Annotated in this window: 25 protein-coding genes; 16 read left to right on the top strand and 9 right to left on the bottom strand. The window is 44.4% G+C overall.

Features of this window, described 5'->3' with window-relative positions:
• Window positions 1-306: 306 nt before the first annotated feature.
• Genes RBB12_RS07080 through RBB12_RS07065 form a run of 4 tightly spaced genes read right to left on the bottom strand, consistent with a single transcriptional unit; the run spans window position 307 to window position 3,987 of the window.
• Window positions 307-600: a hypothetical protein gene (locus RBB12_RS07080; RefSeq protein WP_306013104.1), complete on the bottom strand. Its 294-nt coding sequence runs from the start codon at window positions 598-600 to the stop codon at window positions 307-309.
• Window positions 597-2,597, bottom strand: a complete 2,001-nt coding sequence (ligA, locus tag RBB12_RS07075; RefSeq protein ID WP_306013105.1) for an NAD-dependent DNA ligase LigA — start codon at window positions 2,595-2,597, stop codon at window positions 597-599. Before ligA ends, RBB12_RS07080 begins: the two co-directional genes overlap by 4 nt.
• Entirely contained in the window at window positions 2,594-3,502 is a 909-nt protein-coding gene (gene prmC / locus RBB12_RS07070) for a peptide chain release factor N(5)-glutamine methyltransferase (RefSeq protein WP_306013106.1), read from the bottom strand. Before prmC ends, ligA begins: the two co-directional genes overlap by 4 nt.
• Complete coding sequence (locus RBB12_RS07065) at window positions 3,502-3,987, bottom strand: GNAT family N-acetyltransferase (protein WP_179383926.1); 486 nt, start codon at window positions 3,985-3,987, stop codon at window positions 3,502-3,504. Before RBB12_RS07065 ends, prmC begins: the two co-directional genes overlap by 1 nt.
• Before the next feature lie 31 nt (window positions 3,988-4,018).
• Here RBB12_RS07065 and ribD point away from each other — a divergent pair, with 31 nt between their 5' ends.
• Genes ribD through RBB12_RS07045 form a run of 4 tightly spaced genes read left to right on the top strand, consistent with a single transcriptional unit; the run spans window position 4,019 to window position 7,144 of the window.
• Entirely contained in the window at window positions 4,019-5,071 is a 1,053-nt protein-coding gene (gene ribD, locus RBB12_RS07060; RefSeq protein ID WP_306013107.1) for a bifunctional diaminohydroxyphosphoribosylaminopyrimidine deaminase/5-amino-6-(5-phosphoribosylamino)uracil reductase RibD, read from the top strand.
• Window positions 5,064-5,666 (top strand): HAD family phosphatase, encoded by a 603-nt coding sequence (locus RBB12_RS07055; protein WP_306013108.1) that lies wholly within the window; start codon window positions 5,064-5,066, stop codon window positions 5,664-5,666. The genes ribD and RBB12_RS07055 overlap by 8 nt, the downstream gene beginning before the upstream one ends.
• A complete protein-coding gene (locus RBB12_RS07050; protein WP_306013109.1) occupies window positions 5,667-6,530 on the top strand; it encodes an EamA family transporter in 864 nt (287 codons plus the stop codon).
• The gene (locus RBB12_RS07045; protein ID WP_306013110.1) at window positions 6,530-7,144 is read left to right on the top strand and encodes a YigZ family protein; all 615 of its coding nucleotides are present in this window, start codon (window positions 6,530-6,532) and stop codon (window positions 7,142-7,144) included. Before RBB12_RS07050 ends, RBB12_RS07045 begins: the two co-directional genes overlap by 1 nt.
• A gap of 81 nt (window positions 7,145-7,225) precedes the next feature.
• Here RBB12_RS07045 and RBB12_RS07040 read toward each other — a convergent pair whose 3' ends face one another.
• The gene (locus tag RBB12_RS07040; RefSeq protein WP_306013111.1) at window positions 7,226-7,624 is read right to left on the bottom strand and encodes a thioesterase family protein; all 399 of its coding nucleotides are present in this window, start codon (window positions 7,622-7,624) and stop codon (window positions 7,226-7,228) included.
• Between the two features lie 202 nt (window positions 7,625-7,826).
• On the opposite strand from RBB12_RS07040, the gene dnaA reads away from it, so the two are divergent.
• From dnaA to RBB12_RS07025, 3 genes are read left to right on the top strand one after another with little or no spacing between them, the layout of a single operon-like run.
• A complete protein-coding gene (gene dnaA / locus RBB12_RS07035; protein WP_179383932.1) occupies window positions 7,827-9,251 on the top strand; it encodes a chromosomal replication initiator protein DnaA in 1,425 nt (474 codons plus the stop codon).
• Window positions 9,252-9,270: 19 nt separating this feature from the next.
• Entirely contained in the window at window positions 9,271-9,723 is a 453-nt protein-coding gene (locus RBB12_RS07030) for a low molecular weight protein-tyrosine-phosphatase (RefSeq protein WP_179383933.1), read from the top strand.
• A gap of 4 nt (window positions 9,724-9,727) precedes the next feature.
• Window positions 9,728-10,456: an SAM-dependent methyltransferase gene (locus RBB12_RS07025; protein WP_306013112.1), complete on the top strand. Its 729-nt coding sequence runs from the start codon at window positions 9,728-9,730 to the stop codon at window positions 10,454-10,456.
• A 47-nt stretch (window positions 10,457-10,503) separates the two neighbouring features.
• On the opposite strand, the gene RBB12_RS07020 is transcribed toward RBB12_RS07025, so the two are convergent.
• The 4 genes from RBB12_RS07020 to dapF form a co-directional block, all read right to left on the bottom strand.
• On the bottom strand, window positions 10,504-11,148 hold the full coding sequence (locus tag RBB12_RS07020; RefSeq protein WP_293282331.1) for a hypothetical protein: 645 nt from the start codon (window positions 11,146-11,148) through the stop codon (window positions 10,504-10,506).
• 160 nt (window positions 11,149-11,308) lie between these two features.
• A complete protein-coding gene (gene mltG / locus RBB12_RS07015) occupies window positions 11,309-12,352 on the bottom strand; it encodes an endolytic transglycosylase MltG (protein WP_306013113.1) in 1,044 nt (347 codons plus the stop codon).
• Window positions 12,342-12,875, bottom strand: coding sequence for a GNAT family N-acetyltransferase (locus RBB12_RS07010; RefSeq protein ID WP_306013114.1), 534 nt, complete (start codon window positions 12,873-12,875; stop codon window positions 12,342-12,344). The genes mltG and RBB12_RS07010 overlap by 11 nt, the downstream gene beginning before the upstream one ends.
• Window positions 12,863-13,645 (bottom strand): diaminopimelate epimerase, encoded by a 783-nt coding sequence (gene dapF / locus RBB12_RS07005; RefSeq protein ID WP_306013115.1) that lies wholly within the window; start codon window positions 13,643-13,645, stop codon window positions 12,863-12,865. Before dapF ends, RBB12_RS07010 begins: the two co-directional genes overlap by 13 nt.
• Before the next feature lie 134 nt (window positions 13,646-13,779).
• Between dapF and RBB12_RS07000 the strand changes: the two genes are divergently transcribed.
• The 9 genes from RBB12_RS07000 (at window position 13,780) to RBB12_RS06960 (ending at window position 26,229) form a co-directional block, all read left to right on the top strand.
• Window positions 13,780-15,177 (top strand): S1C family serine protease, encoded by a 1,398-nt coding sequence (locus RBB12_RS07000; protein ID WP_306013116.1) that lies wholly within the window; start codon window positions 13,780-13,782, stop codon window positions 15,175-15,177.
• Window positions 15,178-15,307: 130 nt separating this feature from the next.
• Entirely contained in the window at window positions 15,308-16,756 is a 1,449-nt protein-coding gene (locus RBB12_RS06995) for a glyceraldehyde-3-phosphate dehydrogenase (protein WP_306013117.1), read from the top strand.
• Between the two features lie 108 nt (window positions 16,757-16,864).
• Complete coding sequence (locus RBB12_RS06990) at window positions 16,865-17,458, top strand: tRNA (guanine-N1)-methyltransferase (protein ID WP_179383941.1); 594 nt, start codon at window positions 16,865-16,867, stop codon at window positions 17,456-17,458.
• Between the two features lie 206 nt (window positions 17,459-17,664).
• Complete coding sequence (gene trmD, locus RBB12_RS06985) at window positions 17,665-18,345, top strand: tRNA (guanosine(37)-N1)-methyltransferase TrmD (RefSeq protein WP_306013118.1); 681 nt, start codon at window positions 17,665-17,667, stop codon at window positions 18,343-18,345.
• Window positions 18,346-18,468: 123 nt separating this feature from the next.
• Window positions 18,469-18,819 carry a 50S ribosomal protein L19 gene (gene rplS / locus RBB12_RS06980; protein WP_163627495.1) on the top strand — a complete coding sequence of 117 codons (351 nt, stop codon included), beginning with the start codon at window positions 18,469-18,471 and terminating at the stop codon, window positions 18,817-18,819.
• A gap of 616 nt (window positions 18,820-19,435) precedes the next feature.
• Window positions 19,436-21,655: an NADP-dependent isocitrate dehydrogenase gene (locus RBB12_RS06975; RefSeq protein ID WP_306013119.1), complete on the top strand. Its 2,220-nt coding sequence runs from the start codon at window positions 19,436-19,438 to the stop codon at window positions 21,653-21,655.
• Between the two features lie 252 nt (window positions 21,656-21,907).
• On the top strand, window positions 21,908-24,307 hold the full coding sequence (locus RBB12_RS06970) for a TonB-dependent receptor (protein ID WP_179383944.1): 2,400 nt from the start codon (window positions 21,908-21,910) through the stop codon (window positions 24,305-24,307).
• 4 nt (window positions 24,308-24,311) lie between these two features.
• Window positions 24,312-25,205 (top strand): DUF4249 family protein, encoded by an 894-nt coding sequence (locus RBB12_RS06965; protein ID WP_306013120.1) that lies wholly within the window; start codon window positions 24,312-24,314, stop codon window positions 25,203-25,205.
• Window positions 25,206-25,344: 139 nt separating this feature from the next.
• Complete coding sequence (locus tag RBB12_RS06960; RefSeq protein ID WP_306013121.1) at window positions 25,345-26,229, top strand: DUF4249 family protein; 885 nt, start codon at window positions 25,345-25,347, stop codon at window positions 26,227-26,229.
• Window positions 26,230-26,232: the final 3 nt, after the last annotated feature.

The following is a 26,232-nucleotide window of genomic DNA, read 5'->3' as shown; positions in this document are numbered from 1 at the left end:
GTGTTTTTTGGCGATTTTTAAAAAAAAGGCGAAAAATGTATCGAGAACCAAGTTCAGTGAGGAGCCAAGAGCCAAGAGCCAAGACTCTGGAGAGAAAAGACGATAGAAAATAGACTTGGGTTGATGGGCAATGGGCAGTGGGCAGTTGACACTAATTTTGCGAATTAGCACCAATAGGGTTCTTTGTCATTTGAAATGACCTTTTGAAGTTATACCCTAAATCTTTAACCCTTAACCTTTAACCCTTAACCTTAAACTTTGAACTTGAAACTTGTACTTGACCGTTGAGTTTGACTCTCGAACTTCCTAAAGATTAGCCTCCACCAAAACCCTCAGCTCTTCCCCCAAACTATAGTTTGGAAAAGGTTTCCCTGCTCTATCGTACCAATACCGGGCATTCCATTCGTCCCCCTCCTTTCGGTGCAAGTAGGCGTGAATCCAACTGCCCATGGTCGATTGGAGGTCCTGGGCAATGTTATGGGACGACTCCCAATCCCCATTGGCATCAAACCAGAGCGATTGTAGCGCTTCCGGCCATTCCGAGGGAGGAGTGGTCTGGTCCAAAGTAGCTTCAAATGCTTCGTAGTTGTCGGGTATCATGCGCCCAGTTTTTGTAAAAATTCCTGCTCGGAGATAATGGGCACACCCAGGGACTCTGCTTTGGTCTTTTTACTAGGGCCCATATTGTCTCCAGCCACCAAAAAAGTGGATTTGGAGGATATGGACGAGGCCACTTTTCCACCATTGTCCTCAATCAGTTTTTTGAGGTCGTTTCTACTAATGGTTTCGAATACTCCGGATACGACAAAGGTCTGACCCTTGAGCAACTCAGTTTGATTCTCCAATTGCTCCTCAGAGAGTGAGAATTGCAATCCGTAGGATTTTAAACGGTCTATCAATTCCATATTGGCAGGCTCCGAGAAAAACCCGACCACACTTTCGGCGATGCGCTCCCCTATCTCATCCACGGCCACCAATTGCTCCTGCGTAGCGGATATCAAGGCATCAATATTTTTAAAAGCCTTGGCCAACTTTTTGGCCACGGTTTCGCCCACGTAGCGAATCCCCAGCGCAAAAAGGACGCGTTCAAACGGAATGGTTTTGGAAGCCTGAACTCCGTTCACTAAGTTTTCAGCGGATTTGTCAGCCATTCGTTCCAAGGGCAGAATTTGCTCCTTGGTCAAGGTGTACAAGTCGGCGTAGTTGGCAATGAGTCCTTCCTTGAACAATAATTCCACGGTTTCACCGCCCAATCCTTCAATATCCATCGCCTTTCTGGAAATAAAGTGCTGGATTCGGCCCGTAATCTGAGGTGGACAACCGATATCATTGGGGCAAAAATGTTGTGCTTCGCCCTCCTTTCGTATCAGTTCCGTGCCGCATTCAGGGCAGTTTTCAATGTATTTCGTAGGCTGTGAATCCTTATCGCGTTTCGTAAAATCAACCTTGGTGATTTTTGGGATGATTTCCCCTCCCTTTTCCACAAAAACGGTATCCCCTTCGCGAACATCCAACTTGGCGATTTGGTCGGCATTGTGCAAGGAGGCGCGCTTAACTGTGGTACCTGCCAGTAAAACAGGCTCCAAATTGGCCACGGGAGTAATGGCTCCCGTACGCCCCACTTGATAGGTGATTTGGTTCAATACGGTCGTGGCTTGCTCGGCCTTAAATTTATAGGCCATGGCCCAGCGCGGGGATTTCGCGGTGTACCCCAACTCTTCTTGGTGCTGAATGCTATTCACTTTAACCACCACACCATCGGTTTCGTAAGGCAAATCGTGACGGTGCACTTCCCAATAGTCTGCAAATTGCATCACTTCTTCGGTGGATTTGCATAGTTTGGCCACCGTAGGCACCTTGAATCCCCAAGAGCGCGCTTTTTCCAACACTTCAAATTGGGAGTTAATGCCCAGATTTTCGCCAGCTATGCTGTACAACAAACATTCCAACGGGCGTTGGGCCACTAGGGCACTATCCTGAAGTTTTAAACTGCCTGATGCCGTGTTCCTTGGATTCATGTAAGGGTCCTCACCTGCTTCCACCCGCTCGGCGTTCATTTTGGCAAAGCCTTCGAGCGTTAGAATGATTTCTCCCCGTATATCGAATTTTTGGGGGTAGTCGCCCTTCAATTGCAAGGGAACGGATTTAATGGTTTTAATGTTGTTGGTCACGTCATCCCCCTGAAAACCATCCCCGCGGGTAACCGCGCGTACCAATTGGCCGTTTTCATAGGTCAGACTTATGGAAGCACCATCATATTTTAATTCGCAGGTAAACTCCACTGCTGCATCGCCCAAAATCCGCTGTATGCGCTTTTCCCAATCCTCTAAATCCTCTTTGGAATAGGAATTGTCCAACGAATACATCCGATGCTCATGGGCCACCGTTTCAAAATGTTTGGTGACCATGCCCCCCACCCTCAAAGTGGGCGAAGTCGGGTCCTTAAATTCAGGGTGCGCCGCCTCCAGCTTTTGAAGCTCTTTGAGCTTCATGTCGAACTCGTAATCGGAAATGGAAGGTTGGTCGAGCACGTAATATTTGTAGTTGTGCTCCCGTAGCTCTTCTCGCAGGGCATTTATTTTTTCTTGGATGTTCATTTTCTTAGTGCTTTTAGCATCCTATCGTTGCTAAATAGATCTTTTCGGAGTTCAATTTCCGAAAAATTATGGGCTTGAAAAAGTGCTTTGGTCTCCGCTCCCAAATATTGATTAATCTCGAGATACAAACTTCCCTTTTCGGACAAGTGTTTTTCCGCAAAATCGATGATGGCCCTATAAAAAAGTAAAGGGTCTTCATCCTTTACAAAAAGAGCGGTTTCTGGTTCAAAATCCTTTACGTTCTTTCGGATTTCATGTTTTTCCAACTCCCTAACGTAGGGCGGATTGGATACAATGATGTCAAAATAAAGTTCAGGCGCAAGTTCAAGTTTGGGATCAAGAATATCCTGATGCAAAAAAGTGACATCTACTTTATGGATTGCTGCATTTTTCCGGGCAACCTTCAATGCACCTTCAGAAACATCCAAGGCGTAAACGTCAGCATCGGTCAGTTGTTTGGCCAGGGTAATAGCGATACATCCGCTGCCTGTTCCGATGTCAAGAATTTTCAAAGAACGGTCATTGAGCGCCCGCCTGCCGGACGGGCAGGAAGTCGAAATGACGCTTCGACTCCGCTCAGCGTCCGACAAAATCCATTGCACCAATTCTTCGGTCTCGGGGCGTGGAATCAGTACATTCTCGTTCACCTGAAGTTCCAAATCCCTAAAATGGGCGGTTCCCAAAATATATTGTAGGGGTTTTTCCGTTTTCAACTCAGCCAAGGCTTCAAAAAGTGGTTGCTCCTCATCCTTGGTCAAGGTAATTCCCGGCTGAATGGCCAAGATAAAGCGTTCCAATTTAAGGTATTGCTCAATGCAGGAATAAAAAAACGAATCGATTTCTTCCTTGGGATAAAGCTCGCCCAATTCTTTGTGGAAAATGTCTTTGATTTCTTTGAGGAGCATTACAATTTTTTAAGCATCCAAACAGGGCAAGAATAGTGTCCCGTATTGCCCATCGGGGCATCAATGTATTCAAAACCGTTCTTTTTGTACAACTTTTGGGCGGCTTCCATATAGGGCATGGTTTCCAAATAGCAGGCTTCAAAACCGAATTCCTTGGCCTTGTTCAAGCAGGCTTCTATCACTTTGGCACCTAGTCCTTTTCCTCGGGCCTCTTCTAAAAAGTACATTTTTTGAAGCTCGCAGACGTTGCCATCATAATTGTCCAATTGAGCCACGCCCGCACACCCGATAATGCGACCTTCATGCTCCACTACAAAGTAGGCAGCCTTGGGCACGTTGTAATGGCTATACATATCATCCAACGCTTTGTCGGCATAAGCGGTGCCCACTTTGGGAACGCCCATATCCTCAAAAACCTTTCGTATTACTTGGGCCACCTGTGCATTGTCTTCGGGGGTTATTTCACGAATGACCATATCTCCCATTTTTGTGTTTTTAATGTTCTATTTTTGCGGGGTGAAGATACATCAAAAATACCTCCTTCGCTGCATTGAACTGGCCAAAAAGGGACTTGGGACGACGGCTCCAAATCCAATGGTGGGGTGTGTGATCGTGTATCAAAACAACATAATCGGAGAAGGGTTTACAGACCCTTACGGAGGTCCACATGCCGAGGTGAATGCCATCAACTCGGTAAAGAACAAGGAACTGCTTAAAGGTGCTTCTTTGTACGTTACCCTGGAACCTTGCTCCCATTTCGGAAAAACACCTCCCTGCGCCGATTTGATTGCCAAACATCAACTCAAAGAAGTTTTTATTGGCTTACAGGACCCGCACGACAAAGTCGCTGGTAAGGGCATTCAAAAACTGAAAGAGGCCGGCTGTAAGGTAACGGTGGGTATTCTGGAAGATGAATGTCGGGAACACCATAAACGATTTTTGACCTTTCAAGAGAAGAAACGACCCTATATCATTTTAAAATGGGCGGAGTCCAACGATGGATTTTTGGCCCCGGAAAAGTCGTTACGAAACAGCAATCCAGAGCCTTTTTGGATTACAAACCCCTACTCCAAGCAAATGGTGCACCAATGGCGAAGCCAAGAACAGGCCATTTTGGTGGGTACCCGCACCGTTTTGGAGGACAATCCCAAGCTGACCACCCGTGAATGGTCGGGCAAAAACCCTATTCGCGTGGTGTTGGACAGGCATTTGAAAATAGATGCCTCCCATCATGTTTTGGACAGATCGGTGCAGACCATTATGTTGACAGCAGTAGACGACACATCAAAACAATTGGAGGGAATCACTTATGAAATGGTTGATTTTGCTCAGCCTTTGGCCCAGCAAATCTGTGATGTGCTCCATCGGCACAGCATCACCAGTGTGATTGTTGAAGGTGGCGCAAAAATGCTGCAAACCTTTATCGATGCCAATCTATGGGACGAAGCCAGAATATTTAAAGGCGCTATTGACTTTAAAAAGGGGTTGCCAGCTCCTCGATTACAAGGAACTTTGCAGCAGCAACAAAAAATATGGACAGATACCTTATCTATTTATCGAAATGATTAAAAACATTATCCTCGATTTTGGCGATGTGCTCATCAATCTGGACAAACCGGCAACGGCAAAAGCCATGGTGCAACATGGATTCACCGAGATTACACCAGCGCTGGAAGTTTTGTTCCAAGACTACGAGAAAGGTTTTTTGGGCTCTTCGGATTTTTTGGATGAGGTCGCTTCGCATTTTCCCAACGCGAATCGAGATTATCTTATCGAAGCTTGGAATTCGATTCTTTTGGATTTTCCGGAACACCGACTGGAGTTTATTGAACAATTGGCAAGGGAAAATCAATATAAAATGATTTTGTTGAGCAATACCAACGACCTGCATATTGAACATGTAAAGGAACAGATGGGAATGGAGCGGTTCAACAGGTTTAAAAATGCATTTGATGTGTTTTATTTGAGCTACGAAATGGGGATGCGAAAACCGGACGCTGAAATCTTTGATTTTGTATTGCAAGAAAACCGGCTCTTGGCCCATGAGACCTTTTTTGTGGACGATGTAGCGGAAAATACGGCCTCCGCCGCGGATTTGGGCATCCAGGTTTGGAACTTGCAGGTGGGCAAAGAGGACATCACACAACTAAAATCAAGATTGTAAATGGTATATCTGATTCTTAGCGTACTCAGCTCCACCTTGATTTTTGTGGTCTTCAAATTGTTCGATGTTTACAAAATCCAGACACTGTATGCCATCATCACCAATTATGTGGTGGCCTGCACCGTAGGCTTTTTTTTGTATGAGGGTCCCGTTGGCATAACCGACCTAAGCAGCAAATCATGGTTGATTGGCCCCATAGTATTAGGTATCCTTTTTATTGTAATTTTTAATTTGATGGCACGCACGGCACAGGTCTCAGGAGTGTCCGTGGCCTCGGTGGCCACCAAAATGTCGTTGGCCATTCCCGTAGTGATGGGCATGTTGTTATACGGGGAGCGCTTGAGCGCCCTTCAAATCATTGGGATTGCGCTGGCTTTGGTCGCTGTGTATTTGGCTTCCATTAAGGAAAAGCATATCCGCATCGACCGAAAGGCACTTTTGTTGCCTTTGTTGGTGTTTTTGGGGTCGGGAATCATCGATACCAGCATCCAATACTTTGAGGAAATCCATTTGACCGACCAAGAGATTCCTGTTTTCTCTTCCATGATTTTTGGCTTTGCGGCGCTCACGGGATTTATTTATATCGGTATTAAATCCATAAAGGTCCCGTTAAAAATCAACCTTAAAAATATAGTGGGTGGTATTGCGCTGGGCATACCCAATTATTTTTCCATCTATTTTTTGATTCGCGCCCTTCGGGCGGATATTTTGAGCAGCGCGGCTATATTCACCTTAAATAATGTGGCGATTGTGATGTGCTCCACCCTATTCGGGATTCTGCTTTTTAAGGAGAAGCTGAGCATCAAGAATTGGAGCGGCGTGGCCTTGGCCATTTTGAGCATAATATTGGTAGCTTTGTTCTGATGGATAAAAAGGAAGATGTTTACCGCACTGTCATTAAACCTTCACCCGAAATTTTATATAAGGACCGAAAGAGCAAATTCTATGCTGCGGTTTATCCCATTGCTACGGAAGACGATGTAAAACCGATTGTGGAGGAACTCCGAAAAAAACATCACACCGCCAATCATGTTTGCTATGCTTGGCAATTGGGTACCGATAACCCAGTGTACAGGGCCAATGATGACGGTGAACTCAACAATTCGGCAGGGATGCCGATTTACGGACAAATACAATCTTTTGACGTCACGAATGTTTTAATCACGGTCACCCGAATTTTTGGGGGCACCAAACTTGGGGTCGGCGGGTTGATACAGGCCTACAAAACCGCTGCGCAAATGGCATTGGAAAGTGCCCAAATTGTACAAAAGACCTTAAAGGCAGAATTGCATTTAAAATTTGAGTATCCAATGATGGATTTGGTGATGCGTACCATCAAACAGAAAGATTTGGATATGGTATCCCAAAAAATGGAACTGGATTGTGAACTTGTGGTCGCGGTTCGCTTAAGTGAATCGGAGGAAACGTTTCAACTTTTCGATGAAATGCATGGGGTAGATGTAAAAATGTCGGTTTGATCGATTCCAGACCGCTTCGCTAAAAAATACAAGAAAAAAGATTCCTGTCTCCTGTCTCCTGTCTCCTGTCTCCAAAAAAAATCAATCCTCCAACTTTTCAAGAATATAATCCGGGCATTTGATAGGTCTGCCTGTACTTTTGTCCATAAAGGCAAGCACCGTATGTGCGGTGGCCAATAACTCCCCGGCCTCGTTCACTAGCTCGTAGTCGAACGCAATTTTTACCAAGGGTTTGGAAATGAGTTTGGTTCGAACCGTTAGTAGGTCATCGTATACCGCAGATTTCTTGTATTCGATATGTAAGGAAATTACGGGCAGCATAATACCGTTATCTTCCATGCTTTTGTAAGTGATTCCCATGGCCCTTAACCACTCTACACGACCCAGTTCAAAATACTGGGCATAGTTACCATGATAAACAACCCCCATTTGGTCGGTTTCTGCGTATCGAACCCGAAAAGAATATGAATTTAGACCCATTTTAAGCTGAAAAATTATATATTTAGAGGCTTGCTTATTCTGAGGGAAACATGCGAAAAAAAAACAAGACTTTCAATGACAATTTGATTTTTTTTTTAAAAGAATTGTTCACATATTTGTCGCATCCAATGAGCATCTTGCAACCCTTTAGATGCTTGCTCTTAAGTATTAAAGCTAACCATTAAAACAAGGAAAAACTTCTATGAGTGCTACTGCTAATTCCGTATGGAACAACTGTTTGGCTTTTATCCAAGATAATATCCAACCGCAGGCATTCAAAACATGGTTTGAACCCATTAAACCGATGAAGCTGACCGATAAGGCCCTCAGCATTCAGGTTCCCAGCAAGTTTTTCTATGAATGGCTCGAAGAACATTATGTAAAGCTTTTAAAGGTGGCCCTGACCAGAGAGCTGGGGTCCAGTGCAAAGCTTATCTACGTTATAAAAATGGAAAACAAGTACGGCAACAAGGAACCTTTTACGGAACAGATCCCGAGTTCCAACCGTACCGCAGTGGGACCCCAAGAGTTGGACGTACCGATTACCTCCAAAAGTCCCGAGCTTAAAAACCCTTTTGTGATCCCGGGAATTCGAAACATAAAAATCGAATCCCAATTAAATCCCAACTACAACTTTGACAATTTCCTTGAAGGAGATTCCAACCGCTTGGCGCGGTCGGCAGGAATGGCCGTGGCGAATAAGCCCGGGGGGACATCCTTTAACCCTTTATTGGTTTTTGGTGGCGTAGGTTTGGGAAAGACCCACTTGGCGCACGCCATTGGGGTAGAAATCAAGGATAAATATCCAGAAAAGACCGTACTCTATATTTCGGCGGAGAAATTCACCCAGCAATATATTGAGTCCGTAAAAAAGAACACCCGAAACGATTTTATCCACTTTTACCAATTGATAGATGTACTTATCATCGATGATGTACAATTCCTATCCGGTAAATCAGGGACCCAAGATGTGTTCTTTCATATTTTCAACCACCTGCACCAAAATGGAAAACAGGTCATTTTAACATCGGATAAGGCGCCCGTGGACATGCAGGACATCGAACAGCGATTGTTGTCCCGTTTCAAATGGGGATTATCCGCAGAATTGCAAAGCCCAGATTACGAAACCCGTGTGTCCATCCTCAAAAATAAATTGTACAGGGATGGTGTGGAAATGCCCGATGATATAATCGACCACGTGGCCAAGAACATCAAAACGAATATCCGCGAGCTGGAGGGAGCCATCATTTCCTTGATTGCCCAATCCTCTTTCAATAAACGCGAGGTTACCTTGGAGTTGGCACAACAAGTGGTGGAAAAATTCGTAAAGAATACCAAACGCGAAGTGTCCATCGACTACATCCAAAAAGTCGTTTCCGATTATTTTGAAATGGATGTGGAGACGCTACAGTCCAAAACCCGAAAGCGACACATTGTACAGGCAAGACAGTTAGCCATGTTCTTCGCCAAAAAGTTCACGAAAGCCTCATTGGCCAGCATTGGCTCACAAATCGGTAAGCGTGACCACGCCACCGTGCTCCATGCTTGCAAAACAGTCGACAATCTTGCCGAAACCGACAAACAGTTCAGAAAGTATATCGACGATTTGAACAAAAAGTTCTCCTAGCATTTTATACCCATAATTTATGAAAACCAAAGTCTTGATGGTCTGCTTGGGAAATATTTGCAGGTCACCATTGGCTGAAGGTATTTTGCGTTCCAAAGTGGATTCGGACAAGGTATTGGTGGATTCTGCAGGAACAGCTGGATACCATATTGGCAATCCTCCGGACAAACGTTCCATCGCCGTTGCCCGAAAATATGGCTTGGACATCAGCCATCAACGCTGTAGGAAGTTTTCTCGATTGGATTTTTTGGAATTCGACCTCATTTATGTGATGGACCGAAGCAATTTTTCGGATGTGGCCCAACTCGCAAGCAATGCACAAGAAGCCCAAAAGGTAAAGCTCTTATTGAGCGAAGTGGATTTGGACCTTCAGGAAGTTCCCGACCCCTACTACGGTGGCGATGATGGCTTTGAAAATGTCTACCAAATGGTGGATCAAGCTTGTGAGGCAATTGCGAAAAAACTAAATTAAACCCATGGAAGCAGAAAAACCAGGTTTGGTGATGGGCAAAGTCTATTTGATTCCCACTACCTTGGGCGACAACGCTCCTTTGGAGGTATTGCCCATATCGGTCAAGGGAACCATTGAGCGGATTGACCACTACATCGTCGAAAACGAAAAGACGGCCCGACGGTTCATTAAGCGTGTAAGCCCTAGTAAATCACAACCAGAGCTACAACTCTATTCCTTGAACAAGTACACCAAGCCAGAGGAGATTCCTTCCTTCCTAGATCCTTGCGTACATGGATTTGATGTGGGCATCATTTCCGAAGCAGGATGTCCTGGCATAGCAGACCCCGGTGCAGATGTCATTCGAATCGCCCACGAAAGACGCATCAAAGTAGTGCCATTGGTTGGTCCTTCTTCTATTTTAATGGCCATGATGAGCAGCGGCATGAACGGACAAAATTTTGCCTTCAACGGCTATTTGCCCATCGACAATGCCGAGCGTAAAAAAATGGTGAAAAATTTGGAGCGCGTGTCCCGAGACCTTGGTCAGTCGCAGATTTTCATGGAAACTCCTTACCGAAACAATAAGTTGCTCAAGGAACTTTTGCGAACCTTGCAGAAATCGACCCGGTTGTGCATTGCTGCGGATATCACCTTGCCCACGGAGTTTATTGCTACCAAGAGTGTGCACGAGTGGAGCGAAATAGAGTTAGATCTGGACAAAAGACCTACCATCTACATCATTCAAGCATAAAAAAAGGCCCCGAATATCGGGACCCTTTAGTTGCTATTTTCTACCAATTATACTTTGGCGTTTTTCTGTTGCTTGATATTGGAAATATCGTAGCCCGCGAATTTCTTCATATAATACGAGATACTACTTCCGTAAGCATCAGTTACATCGCTTTGTCCATACGATCGTAGATATTTTTTGACGTTTCCGGCCCCGGCCAAATGGGCCGCTGCCAAAATCCCGGACTCTGTGACCTTGATTCCTCCAATGGTTTTTCCATTAAAGCGTTTAATGTCTCGTCTCAAAATCCATTTGTTACGGGCAATATTGGCGGCAAAGGCCTTTTCCTGAAGCTCGGCACTGCCCAAGAACTCATCCATATCGTAAACGCCCATCAAATTGAGGGTACTGCTACCAAATTGGTATTTCCCCAAATAACCCAATGTGTTTACGCTATGATATTTGCCCTGGGACTCTTTAAAAGCGAGTGCTTCCTTAAAGCCATTAAAAGCTTTGCCCAGAAAAGGAGGGGTTACCTCGTCCTCGTCAAGAAGTGCGATGGAATCTTGCGGTGCAAAAAATTCCAAATTGGTCGTTACCTTCAATGAATCGGGAATTTCAACGTTCCCTTTCTTCATTACAGAATAAGAACCAAAACTTGTCAAAACTACGATCATGGCAAGATGTAGAATAAAACCTATCCATCTTTTCATAATTTTCATATTTGTGATCTCAATACTATATACGTATCAAAAATCAATTTGGCCGGCAAAGATAGGTTGGGATAAGTTAATGGGTACCCTAAAGCTCATAAAGATTTCTTAAATCGACCCTAAAATCCGTTAAAGTGATGAAAATCAACGGTAAAGAGCACTATCGCATCACCTTTTGTCGGTTGAGCCATCGGGTATATTGCACCTTATTTCGGTTATGTTGCGCCAAAGTTTTGGCAAATAAGTGGTATCCAAAGTTGGAAACGTCGGCCACAAAATAGAGATAATCGTGCTTTTCCGGGTTCAAAACAGCATCAATGGAACTGATATCCGGCATGGTAATCGGCCCCGGAGGAATACCTGCATATTTATAGGTATTGTATGGGGAATCCATTTCCAAATCGCGGAACAGCACTCGTTTTATAATGGTATCATAGTTGCCCGTTTCCTTTTTGATGGCATAAATCACTGTTGGGTCGGCCTGAAGCAGCATTCCCCTTCGTATTCTATTAAGATAAACTCCGGCCACCCTTGGTCGCTCATCCACCTTGGCCGTTTCCTTTTGCACAATGGCAGCCAAGGAAGTTACCTCATTGGGGGTTAGACCCAGTTTTTTTGCCTTTGCTATACGCTCATCGTTCCAAAAACGATCGTATTCGGTTTTCATCCGGTCCCTAAAACGCTCTGCATCGGTATTCCAGAAAAATTCATAGGTGTTGGGAATGTACATGGCCAGTTTGGTATCCTCATCAAACTTGGTCGAGGCCAAAAAATCAGCATCGTTCAGGGTTTGGAGCAGGGAAAGGCTATCGGCCTCAATCTGTTCTGCAATCCTTCCGGCCAAGGATGCCAGGGACTCCTGATTATTGAAAGATACCTGCACTGGAAGGTTTTTGCTTCGCAGCGTATTGATGATTTCGTTATTGTTCATCCCTTTTTGGATGGCGTACTTTCCTGCTTTGATGTTGGTTATGTATCCTTTTCGTTTGGCGACCGACTCAAAAGTTGACAAATCTTTCAACAAGGGCTCCAATGATTTGGTTACATCGGAAAAAGTAGCGTCTGATGCGATATATACAAACGCTTCTTCATTATTGAACTGGGTATTGGGGCTGAATATGGCATTGTAAATTTGATAAGCGATAAAACCACAAATCAACAACCCAAGAATGGCCGTGGCCCAAAGTACTTTTTTAAGATTCATTCCTTTTGATCTTTTGATACATTAATTCGTTCTTGAACCCTTGACTGGTCCTGATCCATTCTTTTTTGACCCCGATTTTCTCAAACCCCATCTTCTCAAATAAATGGATACTCGCTGCATTGTCTTCCAAAATATTGGCATACAGTTGATGAACATCCAAAGTGGAAAAGGCATAATCGCTCAAAAGCGACAAGGCTTCCGCCCCGGCACCTTTATTTCGGTCCCCTGGTTCCACAATGATGATACCGATACCTGCACGGCGATGTTTGGGGTCAAAATCGAACAAATCGATCAATCCTATACACTGATCTTGCAGGTTACTGATGCACAGGCGCAACTGCTTTACTTCGTAAATATCCCTGTGGGCATTGTCCAAATATAGTTGCAATACCTTTTTGGAATACGGCTTTAACGTACCGCTCAGTTCCCAGACCGAGGTATCGTTTTCCAGTTGGTACAGAAAGTCGAGGTCGGTGGGTTCCAGCGCCCGCAGATAAACTTGTTTTCCTTTTAGATTGAGCATTCGACGGTTCCTTTAAATACCTGAATGGCAGGTCCTTTTAAAAAGATATTGCTGTACTTGCCGTCCTTTTTCTCAAAGGAAATGGTCAAATCGCCTCCAATGGTATGGATGTGCACTTCGTTGGCAGCCGTTTTACCCGATTCGTGCATGGCCAAGGCCACCGCAGTTACACCGGTTCCACAGGAAAAGGTCTCACCTTCCACTCCTCTTTCATAGGTCCTTACATCAAAGGCATTGTCTTTGGTCTGTTCCACAAAGTTGATATTGCTTCCGGACTCACCATAAATGCCATAGCGAAGTTTTTTTCCCTCTTTTTGTACATCGAACTTGTCCAACGCTGTCACCAATTGCACATGGTGAGGGGAACCGGTATCCAAAAAACTATGGTTGGGCTTTTCATTGATCTTGTCCACATCCATCATCTTTAAGTTCACGATATCCCCTTCGATGGTTGCATAGTGCAATCCATCCACGGCATTAAAAGTGGTTTCTTTGTCGATAACACCCAAATAATGGGCAAAAGCGACCAAACATCGACCACCGTTGCCGCACATGCTGCTTTCGGCACCATCTGAGTTGTAGTAGACCATCTTAAAATCCGACATATTGTCATTTTCGAGCAGGATTAAACCATCCGCACCTATGCCAAATCTTCGGTCGCAAAGCGCTGCCACAAGCTTGGTATTGTTTTTGGGAAATATAGTTTGACGATTGTCGATAATTACAAAATCGTTCCCTGTTCCTTGGTATTTAAAAAAGGATAGTTCCATAAGCAGCTACAAAGGAACAAATATATGGGATTCCTTAAGCTTTTTTTTGTAGTTAAAACAGCGTTAAACCAACCTGACCGAGAATTGAAAACTTTTAATTTTGATTGAGCTAAATGTTAAATAATTATTGAATTATGAAGAAAATAGCAAGTTTACTCCTAGTATCTGTATTCGCAGGAGCTATTACCCTGGGAGCTTATAAATTGTTTTTTGAGAAGGAAAGCTACAAGTGGGTCACCTCTGAGGAGGAAACGCCTTTGGTGACGACCAGTAATTTGGATACTTCGGCCAGAGGGGCGGGAATCAATGAAGTTGATTTCACCTTGGCTGCCGAGAAAACGGTCAATTCCGTGGTGCACGTTAAAAATATGACCTTGAGCAGAGGCCCATCCAGTATTGCAGAGTTCTTTTATGGGTATGAGCGCCAACAAACCCCTCAAGTGGGAACAGGTTCTGGTGTTATCATTTCGCCAGATGGATACATTGTCACCAACAATCATGTGATCGCCAACTCAAGCCAGTTGGAAGTTACCTTGAACAACAACAAAACCTACGAAGCCGAGGTGATTGGAACGGACTCCGATTCCGACATTGCCCTGTTGAAAATCGATGCGGAGAATGCACTCCCTTACCTGGCTTTTGGTGATTCTGACAATACCAAAATTGGGGAATGGGTGCTTGCCGTAGGCAATCCTTTTAATTTGACGTCCACAGTAACCGCTGGGATCGTTAGTGCCAAAGCCAGGTCGTTGTCACCGACAAGAACCCAATCGTTTATCCAGACTGATGCCGCGGTAAATCCCGGGAACAGCGGGGGTGCCTTGGTGAACACCAATGGAGACCTTATCGGAATCAATACGGCCATTACCTCTCAAACAGGTTCGTATGTGGGCTATGCCTTTGCGGTACCCAGCAATATCGCGAAGAAAGTGGTAGAGGACATTATGGAGTTTGGTAATGTGCAAAAAGGGCTTTTGGGCATTTCCGCCGCCAATACGAACTCACCTGCTGCCATTGAAATGGGTCTTGACCAGCTGGAAGGTGTATACATCGCCGGCGTGGAAGAGGAATCCGGGGCCGAGGATGCCGGTTTAATGGAAGGCGACGTCATCAAAAAGATAGACAATATCGAAATCCAGAAGTTCTCCGAACTTACCGGTTACCTTTCCGCCAAGAGACCTGGTGACGTGGTACAGGTCACATTGGACCGAGATGGCAAAAGCTTGGTCAAAAATGTGACATTGAAAAAACAAAACAGCGTTATTCTGCCAGCTACCGCATTTAGGGTAAAAAACCTGAGCAAGGAGGACATTAAAAAATTCGGGGTATCCAAAGGTGTAAAGATCACCGATGTTCCCCAAGGCTATGAAAGGTATGATTTGAAAGATAAAATTATTGTGGAGGTCGATGGAAACAAGGTCAATAATATTGAGGATGCCAAAAAATATTTTGGTGAGATTTCCCGATACGGACGGACCAGTTTTACCATGATCAACCAGAATGGTGAAAAGGAACATATGATCCTTCAATAAAGTGCCTAAAAAACACTTAAAAGCGTCTCTAAAAAAGACGCTTTTTTTATATCCGAGATGTTTTACGAAAACGTTTGAAATATCTATTTTTGCCGAAAATATATAAACTGTACAACCGCAACCATTTTCCATGAGCGACAATTCTTCCTACGAAAAAGAGCTAGCCTTTCAAGCAGATAGGCGAAAAGCAACTACGGAATTCATCAAAATCATTAGCGACCTCTGGTACGACAAGGCTATTGAAGTGGTCTTGTTCAAAAACCAGATTATTGACAAAAATGTAAGCGACATCATCAACCTGCACGAATATGCCGGTGAATTTGTTCAAAAACCGATGTCCATTTTTGATTCCGTGGAAATATTAAGGGCCATAAACGACCTCAACCTCCCTCCGGCCAAGTTGGATATTGGCAAATTGACCTATGAGTACAATTCCAGTCAGAATGCCCACCTCAATGTAAAGGCCTTTGTGATCGACAAACTCAAGGATGCGCAATCCTCCAAGGCCATTAAGCCAAAGGATGTAGTGCTTTATGGTTTTGGGCGTATTGGCCGATTGGTAGCCCGTGAGCTGATGGCCAAAACGGGACGTGGCAGCCAGTTGCGCTTGCGTGCGATTGTGGTACGTGGAGAATTGAACAGGGAAATGCTCGAAAAAAGAGCGGCACTCCTTAAAACCGACTCCGTGCACGGACCCTTTACCGGAACCGTGGATGTGGACGAGAAGAAGCAGGCGCTGATTATTAACGGCACAACGGTGAAAATCATCAATGCCAACCAGCCCGAAGATATTGATTACACCAAACATGGCATCAATAATGCCCTGATCATCGACAATACCGGTGCATTTCGGGACAAAACGGCCCTTTCCCGTCATTTAAAATCCAAAGGAGCGAGCAAGGTGCTGCTCACCGCTCCAGGAAAAGAGGTGCCCAATATCGTACATGGGGTAAATCACAAGGATTTTGATCCTGACAAAACCAACATTTACTCTGCCGCTTCCTGTACCACCAATGCCATTACACCCATTCTCAAGGTGATAGAGGATTCCTTGGGCATTAAAAAAGGGCATTTGGAAACCATACATGCCTACACCAACGACCAAAATTTGGTGGACAATATGCACAGCAAATACCGTAGGGGTCGCGCTGCTGCGCTCAACATGGTGATTACGGAAACTGGTGCGGGCACCGCCGTGGCCAAAGCGCTTCCTTCCCTAAAGGGAAAATTGACATCCAATGCGATTCGGGTTCCCGTACCCAATGGGTCCTTGGCCATTCTTAACCTAGAGGTGAAAAACAAGACCTCGAAGGAAGGTGTGGATACCATCCTAAAAAAATACGCCCTCGAAGGGGATTTGGTGGAACAGATCAAATATGCGTTGAGCAACGAACTGGTATCATCGGATATTGTAGGGACCACGGCGCCATCCATTTACGACAGCAAGGCGACCATTGTGTCGGCCGATGGGAAAAATATTGTACTTTACATATGGTATGACAATGAGTACGGATATTCCCATCAAGTTATCCGATTGGCGAAATATATCGCCAAAGTTAGGCGTTATACCTACTATTAAGGAGGTATGAAATGTTCAAAGAACCGGCTTTCAGTTTTTTAAATTTGGTTTATTGACGTAATTTCGTCCCGCCCTTAATCTAAATTTAACACGAGAACATAATTGAACATGAAGCATTTACGCATTTTATTCGCCTTGACCTTACTTATTTCCACACTGTCCGTCCAAGCACAGGAAGAAGAGTCCGACAATACGCTACGGGGACAATTTGAGGAACTGGAAAGCAAGTCGGGGAACTATCGCGCTAACGGTATCCAGTATGAAGTGATTAAACTATCCGACCTCTATAAAACAAAGAACAACATCTTTGATTCCATAGAAACGGCCAACAAGACCATCAAAGATCTATCGGCTACCATTACGGCCAACGATGCCGAAATAGAGGATTTGAATACCAAGCTACAGGAAACCACCAACAAGTTGAATGCGGTTACCGAAGAAAAGGACAGTATTTCGTTTTTTGGAGCCATGGTGAGCAAAGGAACCTACAATTTTATATTGTGGTCCATCATTTTTGGATTGCTGCTGCTCTTGCTGTTCTTTATCTACCGGTTCAGGAACAGTAATTTCTTGACGCAGCAGGCCAAATCTGCCCTTGCCGACTTGGAGGAAGAATATCAGAACCACAGGCGACGGGCCTTGGAGCGCGAGCAGAAAATCAGCAGACAATTGCAGGATGAACTGAACAAGCAGAAAAAATAGGTAAAAGAGGCTGTCAAAAAACGGTTTACCTGTCAGTTCGAGCGCGGTCGAGAACGTAAGATGCGTTGATAATCGATGGGTTTCGACTGCGCTCAACCTGACAAAGTTCAAACATTACCGCTTTTTAGACCGCCTTTTCCTTTTTGACCCTTTTTACAATACGTTTGATTACTTTTGCGGCATACTAACATTCAGCATACAACTCCATGCGGATTGACATCATTACCGTACTTCCCGAACTTCTGCAAAGTCCTTTTGAAGCTTCTATCCTAAAGCGAGCCATTGAAAAAGGATTGGTAGAGGTGCATCTCCATAATTTGAGGGATTATGCTTCGGGAAATTACAAACAAGTGGACGACTACCAGTTTGGTGGCGGGGCCGGTATGGTCATGATGGTGGAACCTATTGATAAGTGCATTTCCGAACTCAAAGCACAACGGGACTATGACGAAGTGATCTACATGACCCCCGATGGAAACACCCTGAACCAAAGTATGGCCAATGAGATTTCCATGAAAGGGAACATTATTGTGCTTTGTGGGCATTACAAGGGTGTGGACCAACGGGTAAGGGATATGTTCGTGACCCGTGAAATTTCCATTGGAGATTATGTACTTTCGGGAGGGGAATTGGCCGCAGCCATCTTGTGCGATGCCGTAATCCGTTTGCTTCCGGGTGTGTTGAACGATGAAACCTCCGCCCTTACCGATACCTTTCAGGATAATTTATTGGCTCCGCCCGTGTATACTCGTCCAGCAGAATACAAAGGAATGGAAGTACCCAAGATATTGTTGAGCGGCAACTTCCCCAAAATCGAAAAATGGCGGGAACAACAAGCCTTGGAGCGCACCCGCCAAAGAAGGCCCGACCTATTGGAAAATGAGTAAGACTGAAAAGTCAAAAAAACAGCTTGCTATTTCTAAATATTGCATTACTTTTGCAATCTCAAAATCAACCTCTGACGAAATCCGTGAAAGTTGGTCTTGACCCAAACAATTAAAAAGACAAAAATGGAATCCTTAGTAAAATTTGTTGAAGACGAATTTGTTCCAAAAAAAGAATTTCCAAAATTTTCAGCTGGTGACACCATCACTGTTTATTACGAAATCAAGGAAGGTGAAAAAACACGTACCCAGTTCTTTAAGGGTGTGGTGATTCAACGAAGAGGTAGCGGTGCCACCGAAACCTTCACCATTCGCAAAATGTCCGGTACTGTTGGTGTGGAAAGAATTTTCCCAGTAAACATGCCAGCTTTGCAAAGAATTGAAGTAAACAAAAAAGGTAAAGTACGTAGATCCAGAATCTTCTACTTTAGAGGTCTTACCGGTAAAAAGGCCCGTATCAAAGAAGTTAAGGGATAGTTTTTATCCCACATTACAAGAAAAAGCACCTGAAATCGGGTGCTTTTTTTATGAACAATTGTTAATAACATTGGTTCATATCGTGTTGATTTTTAATGCTTTAAAAATTTGTTTTCTTCACTTTGTCAAACTACTTTAGTAACAGATATAATAATGATACCATCATCATTATATCGACTTAAAGTTGACGTTCTTTAAAACTGTGGATATCCTTGGAATTAGTAACACTACTGATCACAAAAGGATTTTCGATTTAGGATATGCTTTGCAAATACTAATGAGAAATAGAATTTTATGTGCGAACGGAAGAGCAATTTTCCGTTTTGATAAAGTTTAGGAAACCACAGCATACTTTGCAGAATGTAGATTAGTTGAAAAATTAAGAGCATAGCAAAGCAAACGTCGAAAGGGCAAAGGTGCATTCGAAACGATTGTAGTTTGGTACCACCAAACCTTTCCTGAGTCCTATCTGAAAGCCATCTCCTTGGTAAAAACAAGGAAATGGCTTTTGTTTTTTAACAAATTCGCAGCAAAAGCCCACACTTTTAATCACTTCCATTCTTCCTTCACCGTCCATAAATCGTATATTTGCAACCGCTCAAACAAATACATATAAATGGCTAAACTTTATTATACCAAAACAGATGAGGCACCTGCCTTAGCAACACTATCCTTCTTACCCATTGTAAAATCCTTTACCGAAACCGCTGACATTTCCGTTGAGACCAAGGACATCTCTTTGGCCGGTAGAATTGCAGCCATGTTTCCAGAATTATTGACCGAGGAGCAACAAGTTCCGGACGATTTGTCCATTTTGGGCGAACTTGCCAAGACACCAGAGGCCAATATCATCAAATTACCGAATATCAGTGCCTCCATTCCTCAGCTAAAGGAAGCCATCGAAGAACTACAAGAAAAAGGCTACCCACTGCCCGACTATCCGGACGAACCCAAAACAGATGAGGAAAAGGCCATTAAGGCCAAATACGATAAAGTAAAGGGAAGTGCCGTAAACCCTGTACTGCGCGAAGGCAACTCCGACCGTAGGGCACCAAAAGCCGTAAAAAATTACGCCAAGGCACATCCGCACACTATGGGCGAATGGTCCTCCGACTCCAAGACCCACGTAGCTACCATGTCACACGGCGACTTTAAATCCAACGAAAAGTCGTTGACGATGGAAAGCGCTGGAGATGTTCGCATTGAGTTAGTGGATGCCAACGGAAACACTACGGTGCTCAAGGATAAACTTTCCCTTCTTAAAGGCGAGGTCATCGATGCCACCGTTATGAGCAAAAAAGCATTAGTTGAGTTTTTGACCAAGGAAATTGCCGATGCAAGAGAGAAGAACCTGTTGTTATCACTCCATTTCAAGGCGACCATGATGAAGGTTTCCGACCCCATCATTTTTGGTCATGCTTTGGAAGTATACTTCTCCGAACTGTTCAAGACCTATGGCGACACTTTTCAAAAGTTGGGCATCAACCCTAACAATGGATTGGAAACCTTATTGGACAAAATCGGGGGACTGCCCGAAGAGCAGCACAAAGAAATTGAAGCAGCTATCAAGGCCAGCATCGACAATGGACCCGATTTGGCCATGGTGAATTCCGATAAGGGAATCACCAACCTTCATGTACCCAGCGATGTCATTATTGACGCTTCCATGCCCGCCATGATCCGAAATTCTGGTAAAATGTGGGACAAAAATGGAGAACTTCAAGATACCAAGGCAATCATTCCCGACAGCAGTTACTCTGGCGTGTACCAAGCGACCATTGATTTCTGCAAGGAGCACGGAGCCTTCGACCCTACTACCATGGGAACAGTGCCCAATGTAGGTTTGATGGCCCAAAAAGCCGAAGAGTACGGTTCGCACGACAAAACGTTTGAGATTGAGACGACTGGAACCGTAAAAGTGGTAGACGCCAACGGAAATACCTTGATTGAGCACAAGGTAGAAGAAGGAGATATTTGGAGAATGTGCCAGGTGAAGGATGCCCCGGTCCAGGACTGGGTAAAACTGGCCGTTTCCCGAGCCAGGGCCACCAATACGCCCGCCGTTTTCTGGTTGGATGCCGAAAGGGCCCACGACGCAGAACTGATCAAAAAGGTCAATCTATACCTAAAAGACCATGATACCGAAGGATTGGATATTCGAATCCTATCCCCTATCGAAGCGACCAAGTTTACCTTGAAGCGCATGAAAGATGGCAAGGACACGATTTCCGTTTCCGGTAACGTATTGCGGGATTACCTAACGGACCTTTTCCCTATTCTCGAAGTAGGAACCAGTGCCAAAATGTTGTCCATCGTTCCTTTGATGAATGGAGGTGGTTTATTTGAAACAGGTGCTGGAGGTTCTGCCCCAAAACACGTAGAGCAATTTTTGGAAGAAGGTCACTTACGATGGGATTCTTTGGGAGAATTTCTGGCGTTGGCCGTTTCATTGGAGTTTTACGGGGAAAAGAACAAGAACAGCAAAGCCCTCATATTGTCCGAAGCATTGGACAAGGCCACCGAAGAATTTTTGAATCAGGATAAATCGCCATCCCGTAAAGTGAACGAGCTGGATACCCGGGGCAGCCATTTCTACCTTGCCCTATATTGGGCAGAGCAATTGGCCAAGCAAGAACAAGACCAAGAATTGAAAGCCATATTCTCTAAAGTGTACGAAGCCATGTCCACCAACGAGCAGAAAATCGCCCAAGAATTGATCGATGCCCAAGGGTCGCCCGTGGATATCGGAGGGTATTACCTTCCAAACCCGGAAAAAGCATCCAAAGCCATGCGTCCCAGTGCAACATTGAACCAGATTTTGAGTTCGATCGTGTAAGTAAAATAACGTAACTACAATTCTTTAGGCCGTCTAGAAAGCGTTAATATTTGAACTTTGTCAGGTTGAGCGCAGTCGAAACCCATTGATTTTCAAAGTCTCTTAAGTTCTCGACTGCGCTCGAACTGACAGGCAAACTGCTTTTTAGACGGCCTTTTTTTATTCTTGGACCAAAATGTTAAAATGTGGGTGGTTTCCCGCTTTCCCTTTTTCACTCTGCCATAAATACGTACTTTTAAAAAAAACAATCGAATGCCCAGACATTATCTTGCGTTGTTGCTAGCCCTGTTTGGGCATTTTTTTGTGATACACGCCCAAGAACGCTATACGTTGAGCGGTACCATTTCCGAAGCTTCCAGTAATGAAACCCTTATCGGGGTCACCGTGGCCATTTCCGAGCTACGAACAGGGACCACGACCAACGAATACGGCTTTTATTCCATTACCCTGCCCGAAGGTGAGTACCAAGTTATTGTGAGCTATTTGGGTTTTCAAGAGGTAGTGCGCACCATCAATTTGAACCAAAACCAAAAATTGGACTTTAAACTGGAAGAAAAGGCAGAAGAGCTTGCCGAGGTGGTCGTCACAGATGATGTGGAAAAACTCGATATACGAAAGCCACAAATGAGCGTTACGTCCCTTTCCTCCAATACCATAAAACAGGTTCCCGTGGTGTTGGGTGAGGCCGACGTTATCAAATCCTTGGTATTGCTCCCTGGAATCACCAACGCTGGTGAGGCTTCCTCCGGATTCAATGTTCGGGGTGGTGCCGTAGACCAAAATCTTATCTTGTTGGACGAGGCGATAATCTTCAATTCTTCACACCTCTTCGGATTCTTTTCCGTATTCAATCCAGACGCCATAAAGGACGTAAAACTCTTCAAGGGTGGTATTCCGGCGCGCTACGGCGGAAGGGTGTCCTCGGTGTTGGAAATCTTTCAAAAAGAAGGGAACAGCAAAGAATTTAAGGTCAACGGTGGGATTGGAGCGGTAGCCAGTAGGTTGCTGGTGGAGGGGCCCATTCAAAAAGACCGTACCGCATTCTTGATTGGCGGCCGTGCCTCCTACGCTCACTTGTTTCTGCCCCTGTTCGACGTCAACAGCAAGGCCTACTTCTACGATTTGAACACTAAAATCAACCATAAAATCAATGAGAACAACAGTGTTTTCCTTTCGGGTTATTTTGGGCGGGACTTATTTAACGTGAGCGAACGCTTCGTGAACATTTACGGGAATGCCGTTGGAAACCTCAGATGGAACCACTTATTTTCCGATAAGCTTTTTTCCAACCTTTCGTTGATTTATTCTGATTATTACTACGGTCTGGAACTCGATTTCGTTGGATTTGAGTGGAATTCCGGGATTCAGAATTTCAATGTAAAATATGACCTGAAGCATTATCTAAATGATAAGTTTCAGATGAATTATGGCCTCAACAGCATCTACTACGTGTTCAATCCCGGGAAGATTGTGCCCAACAGTCCCGATTCCGGTATTGTTGAAGAGCAGCTGACCAAAAAATACGCCAACGAAAATGCAGTCTATGTAGACCTTGAACATCAAATAACTGAAAACCTAAGCATGCAATATGGGCTTAGGGCAAGTCAGTTCAACCGTTTTGGGCAGGACGAGTTCTTTGTGTACCAAAACAACAACCCTGTCGAGTTTGACCCCTTTACACTTACGTATCGGGAAGCAAAACCTATAGACACCATAAGCCCCGGAAGAAGCGGAACCTTAAAGTCATTTTTCAATTTGGAGCCCAGGGTATCCATGTCCTACACCTTTAAAGAAAACAATTCCATCAAGGCTAGCTATACACGATTGGCACAATACCTTCACTTATTGTCCAATACCAGCTCCCCTACCCCTTTGGATGTGTGGACACCCAGCGGACCGTTCGTGGAGCCGCAATTGCTGGACCAATATGCCATGGGTTATTTTAGAAACATAAAAAATGGCGCCTACACCCTGGAAACCGAAGTGTTCTACAAGGACATTCAAAATCGGATAGATTATATTGATGGGGCCAATCTGATTGCCAATAATGCCATTGAACAGGTCATCCTCAACGGACAGGCCAGGGCCTACGGTCTGGAACTCCTGCTGCGAAAAAACGAAGGCCAATTTAAGGGGTGGTTGGCTTACACCTTATCCCGCTCTGAACAACGAACCCCCGGTCGTACACTCAATTTTGACTCTGGACGTTCCAACCTGGAAACCGGAATCAATTTTGGCGATTGGTACAGTACCCCCTTTGACAAAACACATGACCTTTCCCTCTACGGCAGTTTTGAATTGAACGATAAGTGGAGCTTCAACGCCAACTTTGTCTATCAAACCGGGCAGCCCACCAATTATCCCATAGGCCAATTTGAGTTTGAAGGTGTGAGTGTACCCTATTATGGGTTGCGGAACAAGGAACGGTTACCGGACTATCACCGTTTGGATATATCGGCCATATTGACTCCAAGAAAAAATAAAGGAAGGAAATTTCAATCGGAATGGGTGTTCAGTATCTATAACGCCTACAATCGCATGAACGCCGCCTCTATCAATTTTAGGGAAAACGAAGATACCGGACGTAACGAAGCCGTCCGTACCTCTATTTTTGGTATTGTACCCTCAGTAACCTATAACTTTAAATTCTAGTGAGATGAAGAAACTTATCGCTCTTATGGTTATCGTTTTGGCCATGGCATCTTGCGAAGACGTCATCGAGGTAGATCTGCCCGAGGTAGAAACCAGACTCGTGGTAGATGGGCTGTTGCGCGTGGACAAAAGTCAGGAATTTATAGATGTTCGCATCCAAATGCGGGAAAGCAGCAATTTTTTTGAGGATAATCCTCCGGCCCAAGTCGAAAGTGCCCTCATTTACTACGGGGTGCTCGAGAATGGCAATTTTGAAAGTATCGCCTTCAGTAACCTGACCGAAGAAACACCGGGCTCTGGCATATACGTGCCGGACCCCACTTTTATGGAGGACCAACGTATTCGTACCGCCTCTGCGGAACCCGGAGTAGTGTTTGTATTGCAGGTTACCCATAAGGGAAGAAAGTACTTTGCACAGACCGAATATGCCCCCACCGTTCCCATAGACAATCTGGAACAGGGAACCGACACCCTCTTTGACGAGGAGGAGACTGAAATCATCGTCAGCTTTACGGATAATGGGGATGAGGACAACTTTTATGTCTTTGATTTTATGAACAGTGAGTTTTTGGTAGTGGAAGATGAATTCTTTCAGGGACAACAATTCTCGTTTTCCTATTTCTATGATGATGAAATCACCACAGGAGAAACCGTTACAGTTAGTATACTAGGGGCTACGGAAGAATTCTATAATTATATGGATTTGGTCTTGGAGCAGACGGAAAACAATGGTGGGGTATTCCAAACACCCGTGGCAACCGTCCGAGGTAATGTATTTGATATTACGGGATTGGACAATATCACTATTTTGGACAATGTTGAACGCCCAAACGATTATGCATTGGGCTATTTTGGCGTAGTTCAAGAGTTCTCCAGAGAACTAACGATTACGGATTAGCTAATGATATCAAGGCAATGTTCAAATTGATTTTAAGGATTGACTGCGCAATTGTTCACTAAGTACGACCAAAAAAAACCTTAAGGAAGAGGGTAATCAAATTTCCTGAACAAGCTGCTGCCGTTTTTTTACATCAACCATGAAACAAGCGATTACCATACTGTTATGTGCCATCCTGTTTTTTTCTTGTGAGGACACGATTGAGGTGGACTTACCGGAAGTTGAAACACGGCTGATCGTGGATGGTCTTGTCCGAGTGGATAAAAGTCAGGAATTGGTAGATGTAAAAATCAAACTGAGGGAGAGCAGCAATTTCTTCGAGGAGAACCAGCCCACACAAGCCGAAAGCGTGCTGATTTACTATGGAAAACCCACGAGTGGTGGACTTTTTGAGGATATTTCATTCTCTACCCTTGTTGAAAAAGATTTGGGCAGTGGAATCTATGTGCCAAACCTGGAGCAAGACCAAATACGCACCGCCTTTGTAGAGCCTGGGGTTGTTTTTATCCTTCAAATCACACATAAAGGGAAAAGGTATTATGCCCAAACCGAATATGCCCCTACCGTTCCTATTGATAATCTGGAACAAGGCACGGATACTTTTTTGGATGAAGAAGAGACCGAAATCATCGTCACCTTTACCGATAATGGGGATGAGGATAACTTTTACCTCTTTGATTTTATGAATAGTGAGTTTTTGGTGGTGGAAGATGAATTCTTTCAGGGACAACAATTCTCATTTTCCTATTTCTATGATGATGAAATCACCACTGGAGAAACCGTTACAGTTAGTATACTAGGGGCTACGGAAGAATTCTATAATTATATGGATTTGGTACTGGAGCAGACGGAAAACAATGGTGGGGTGTTCCAAACACCCGTGGCAACCGTTCGAGGTAATGTATTTGATATTACGGGATTGGACAACATCAACCTGTTTGATAATGTAGAACGACCCAATGATTACGCCCTTGGCTATTTTGCAATGGTGCAGGAATACACCGCAACCCTTACCATTCCATAACTC

It is taken from the genome of Allomuricauda sp. MMSF_3307, from assembly GCF_030733585.1.
Lineage (GTDB): Bacteria > Bacteroidota > Bacteroidia > Flavobacteriales > Flavobacteriaceae > Flagellimonas.
This window is presented reverse-complemented; position numbering and strand designations above follow the sequence as displayed.

What these genes read in the sequence shown, in the direction of transcription:
- RBB12_RS07080 (WP_306013104.1), bottom strand. Translation starts at nt 600, where the DNA reads ATGATACCCGACAACTACGAAGCATTTGAAGCTACTTTGGACCAGACC.
- ligA (WP_306013105.1), bottom strand. Translation starts at nt 2,597, where the DNA reads ATGAACATCCAAGAAAAAATAAATGCCCTGCGAGAAGAGCTACGGGAG.
- prmC (WP_306013106.1), bottom strand. Translation starts at nt 3,502, where the DNA reads ATGCTCCTCAAAGAAATCAAAGACATTTTCCACAAAGAATTGGGCGAG.
- RBB12_RS07065 (WP_179383926.1), bottom strand. Translation starts at nt 3,987, where the DNA reads ATGGGAGATATGGTCATTCGTGAAATAACCCCCGAAGACAATGCACAG.
- RBB12_RS07055 (WP_306013108.1), top strand. Translation starts at nt 5,064, where the DNA reads ATGATTAAAAACATTATCCTCGATTTTGGCGATGTGCTCATCAATCTG.
- RBB12_RS07050 (WP_306013109.1), top strand. Translation starts at nt 5,667, where the DNA reads ATGGTATATCTGATTCTTAGCGTACTCAGCTCCACCTTGATTTTTGTG.
- RBB12_RS07045 (WP_306013110.1), top strand. Translation starts at nt 6,530, where the DNA reads ATGGATAAAAAGGAAGATGTTTACCGCACTGTCATTAAACCTTCACCC.
- RBB12_RS07040 (WP_306013111.1), bottom strand. Translation starts at nt 7,624, where the DNA reads ATGGGTCTAAATTCATATTCTTTTCGGGTTCGATACGCAGAAACCGAC.
- dnaA (WP_179383932.1), top strand. Translation starts at nt 7,827, where the DNA reads ATGAGTGCTACTGCTAATTCCGTATGGAACAACTGTTTGGCTTTTATC.
- RBB12_RS07030 (WP_179383933.1), top strand. Translation starts at nt 9,271, where the DNA reads ATGAAAACCAAAGTCTTGATGGTCTGCTTGGGAAATATTTGCAGGTCA.
- RBB12_RS07025 (WP_306013112.1), top strand. Translation starts at nt 9,728, where the DNA reads ATGGAAGCAGAAAAACCAGGTTTGGTGATGGGCAAAGTCTATTTGATT.
- RBB12_RS07020 (WP_293282331.1), bottom strand. Translation starts at nt 11,148, where the DNA reads ATGAAAAGATGGATAGGTTTTATTCTACATCTTGCCATGATCGTAGTT.
- mltG (WP_306013113.1), bottom strand. Translation starts at nt 12,352, where the DNA reads ATGAATCTTAAAAAAGTACTTTGGGCCACGGCCATTCTTGGGTTGTTG.
- RBB12_RS07010 (WP_306013114.1), bottom strand. Translation starts at nt 12,875, where the DNA reads ATGCTCAATCTAAAAGGAAAACAAGTTTATCTGCGGGCGCTGGAACCC.
- dapF (WP_306013115.1), bottom strand. Translation starts at nt 13,645, where the DNA reads ATGGAACTATCCTTTTTTAAATACCAAGGAACAGGGAACGATTTTGTA.
- RBB12_RS07000 (WP_306013116.1), top strand. Translation starts at nt 13,780, where the DNA reads ATGAAGAAAATAGCAAGTTTACTCCTAGTATCTGTATTCGCAGGAGCT.
- RBB12_RS06995 (WP_306013117.1), top strand. Translation starts at nt 15,308, where the DNA reads ATGAGCGACAATTCTTCCTACGAAAAAGAGCTAGCCTTTCAAGCAGAT.
- RBB12_RS06990 (WP_179383941.1), top strand. Translation starts at nt 16,865, where the DNA reads ATGAAGCATTTACGCATTTTATTCGCCTTGACCTTACTTATTTCCACA.
- trmD (WP_306013118.1), top strand. Translation starts at nt 17,665, where the DNA reads ATGCGGATTGACATCATTACCGTACTTCCCGAACTTCTGCAAAGTCCT.
- rplS (WP_163627495.1), top strand. Translation starts at nt 18,469, where the DNA reads ATGGAATCCTTAGTAAAATTTGTTGAAGACGAATTTGTTCCAAAAAAA.
- RBB12_RS06975 (WP_306013119.1), top strand. Translation starts at nt 19,436, where the DNA reads ATGGCTAAACTTTATTATACCAAAACAGATGAGGCACCTGCCTTAGCA.
- RBB12_RS06970 (WP_179383944.1), top strand. Translation starts at nt 21,908, where the DNA reads ATGCCCAGACATTATCTTGCGTTGTTGCTAGCCCTGTTTGGGCATTTT.
- RBB12_RS06965 (WP_306013120.1), top strand. Translation starts at nt 24,312, where the DNA reads ATGAAGAAACTTATCGCTCTTATGGTTATCGTTTTGGCCATGGCATCT.
- RBB12_RS06960 (WP_306013121.1), top strand. Translation starts at nt 25,345, where the DNA reads ATGAAACAAGCGATTACCATACTGTTATGTGCCATCCTGTTTTTTTCT.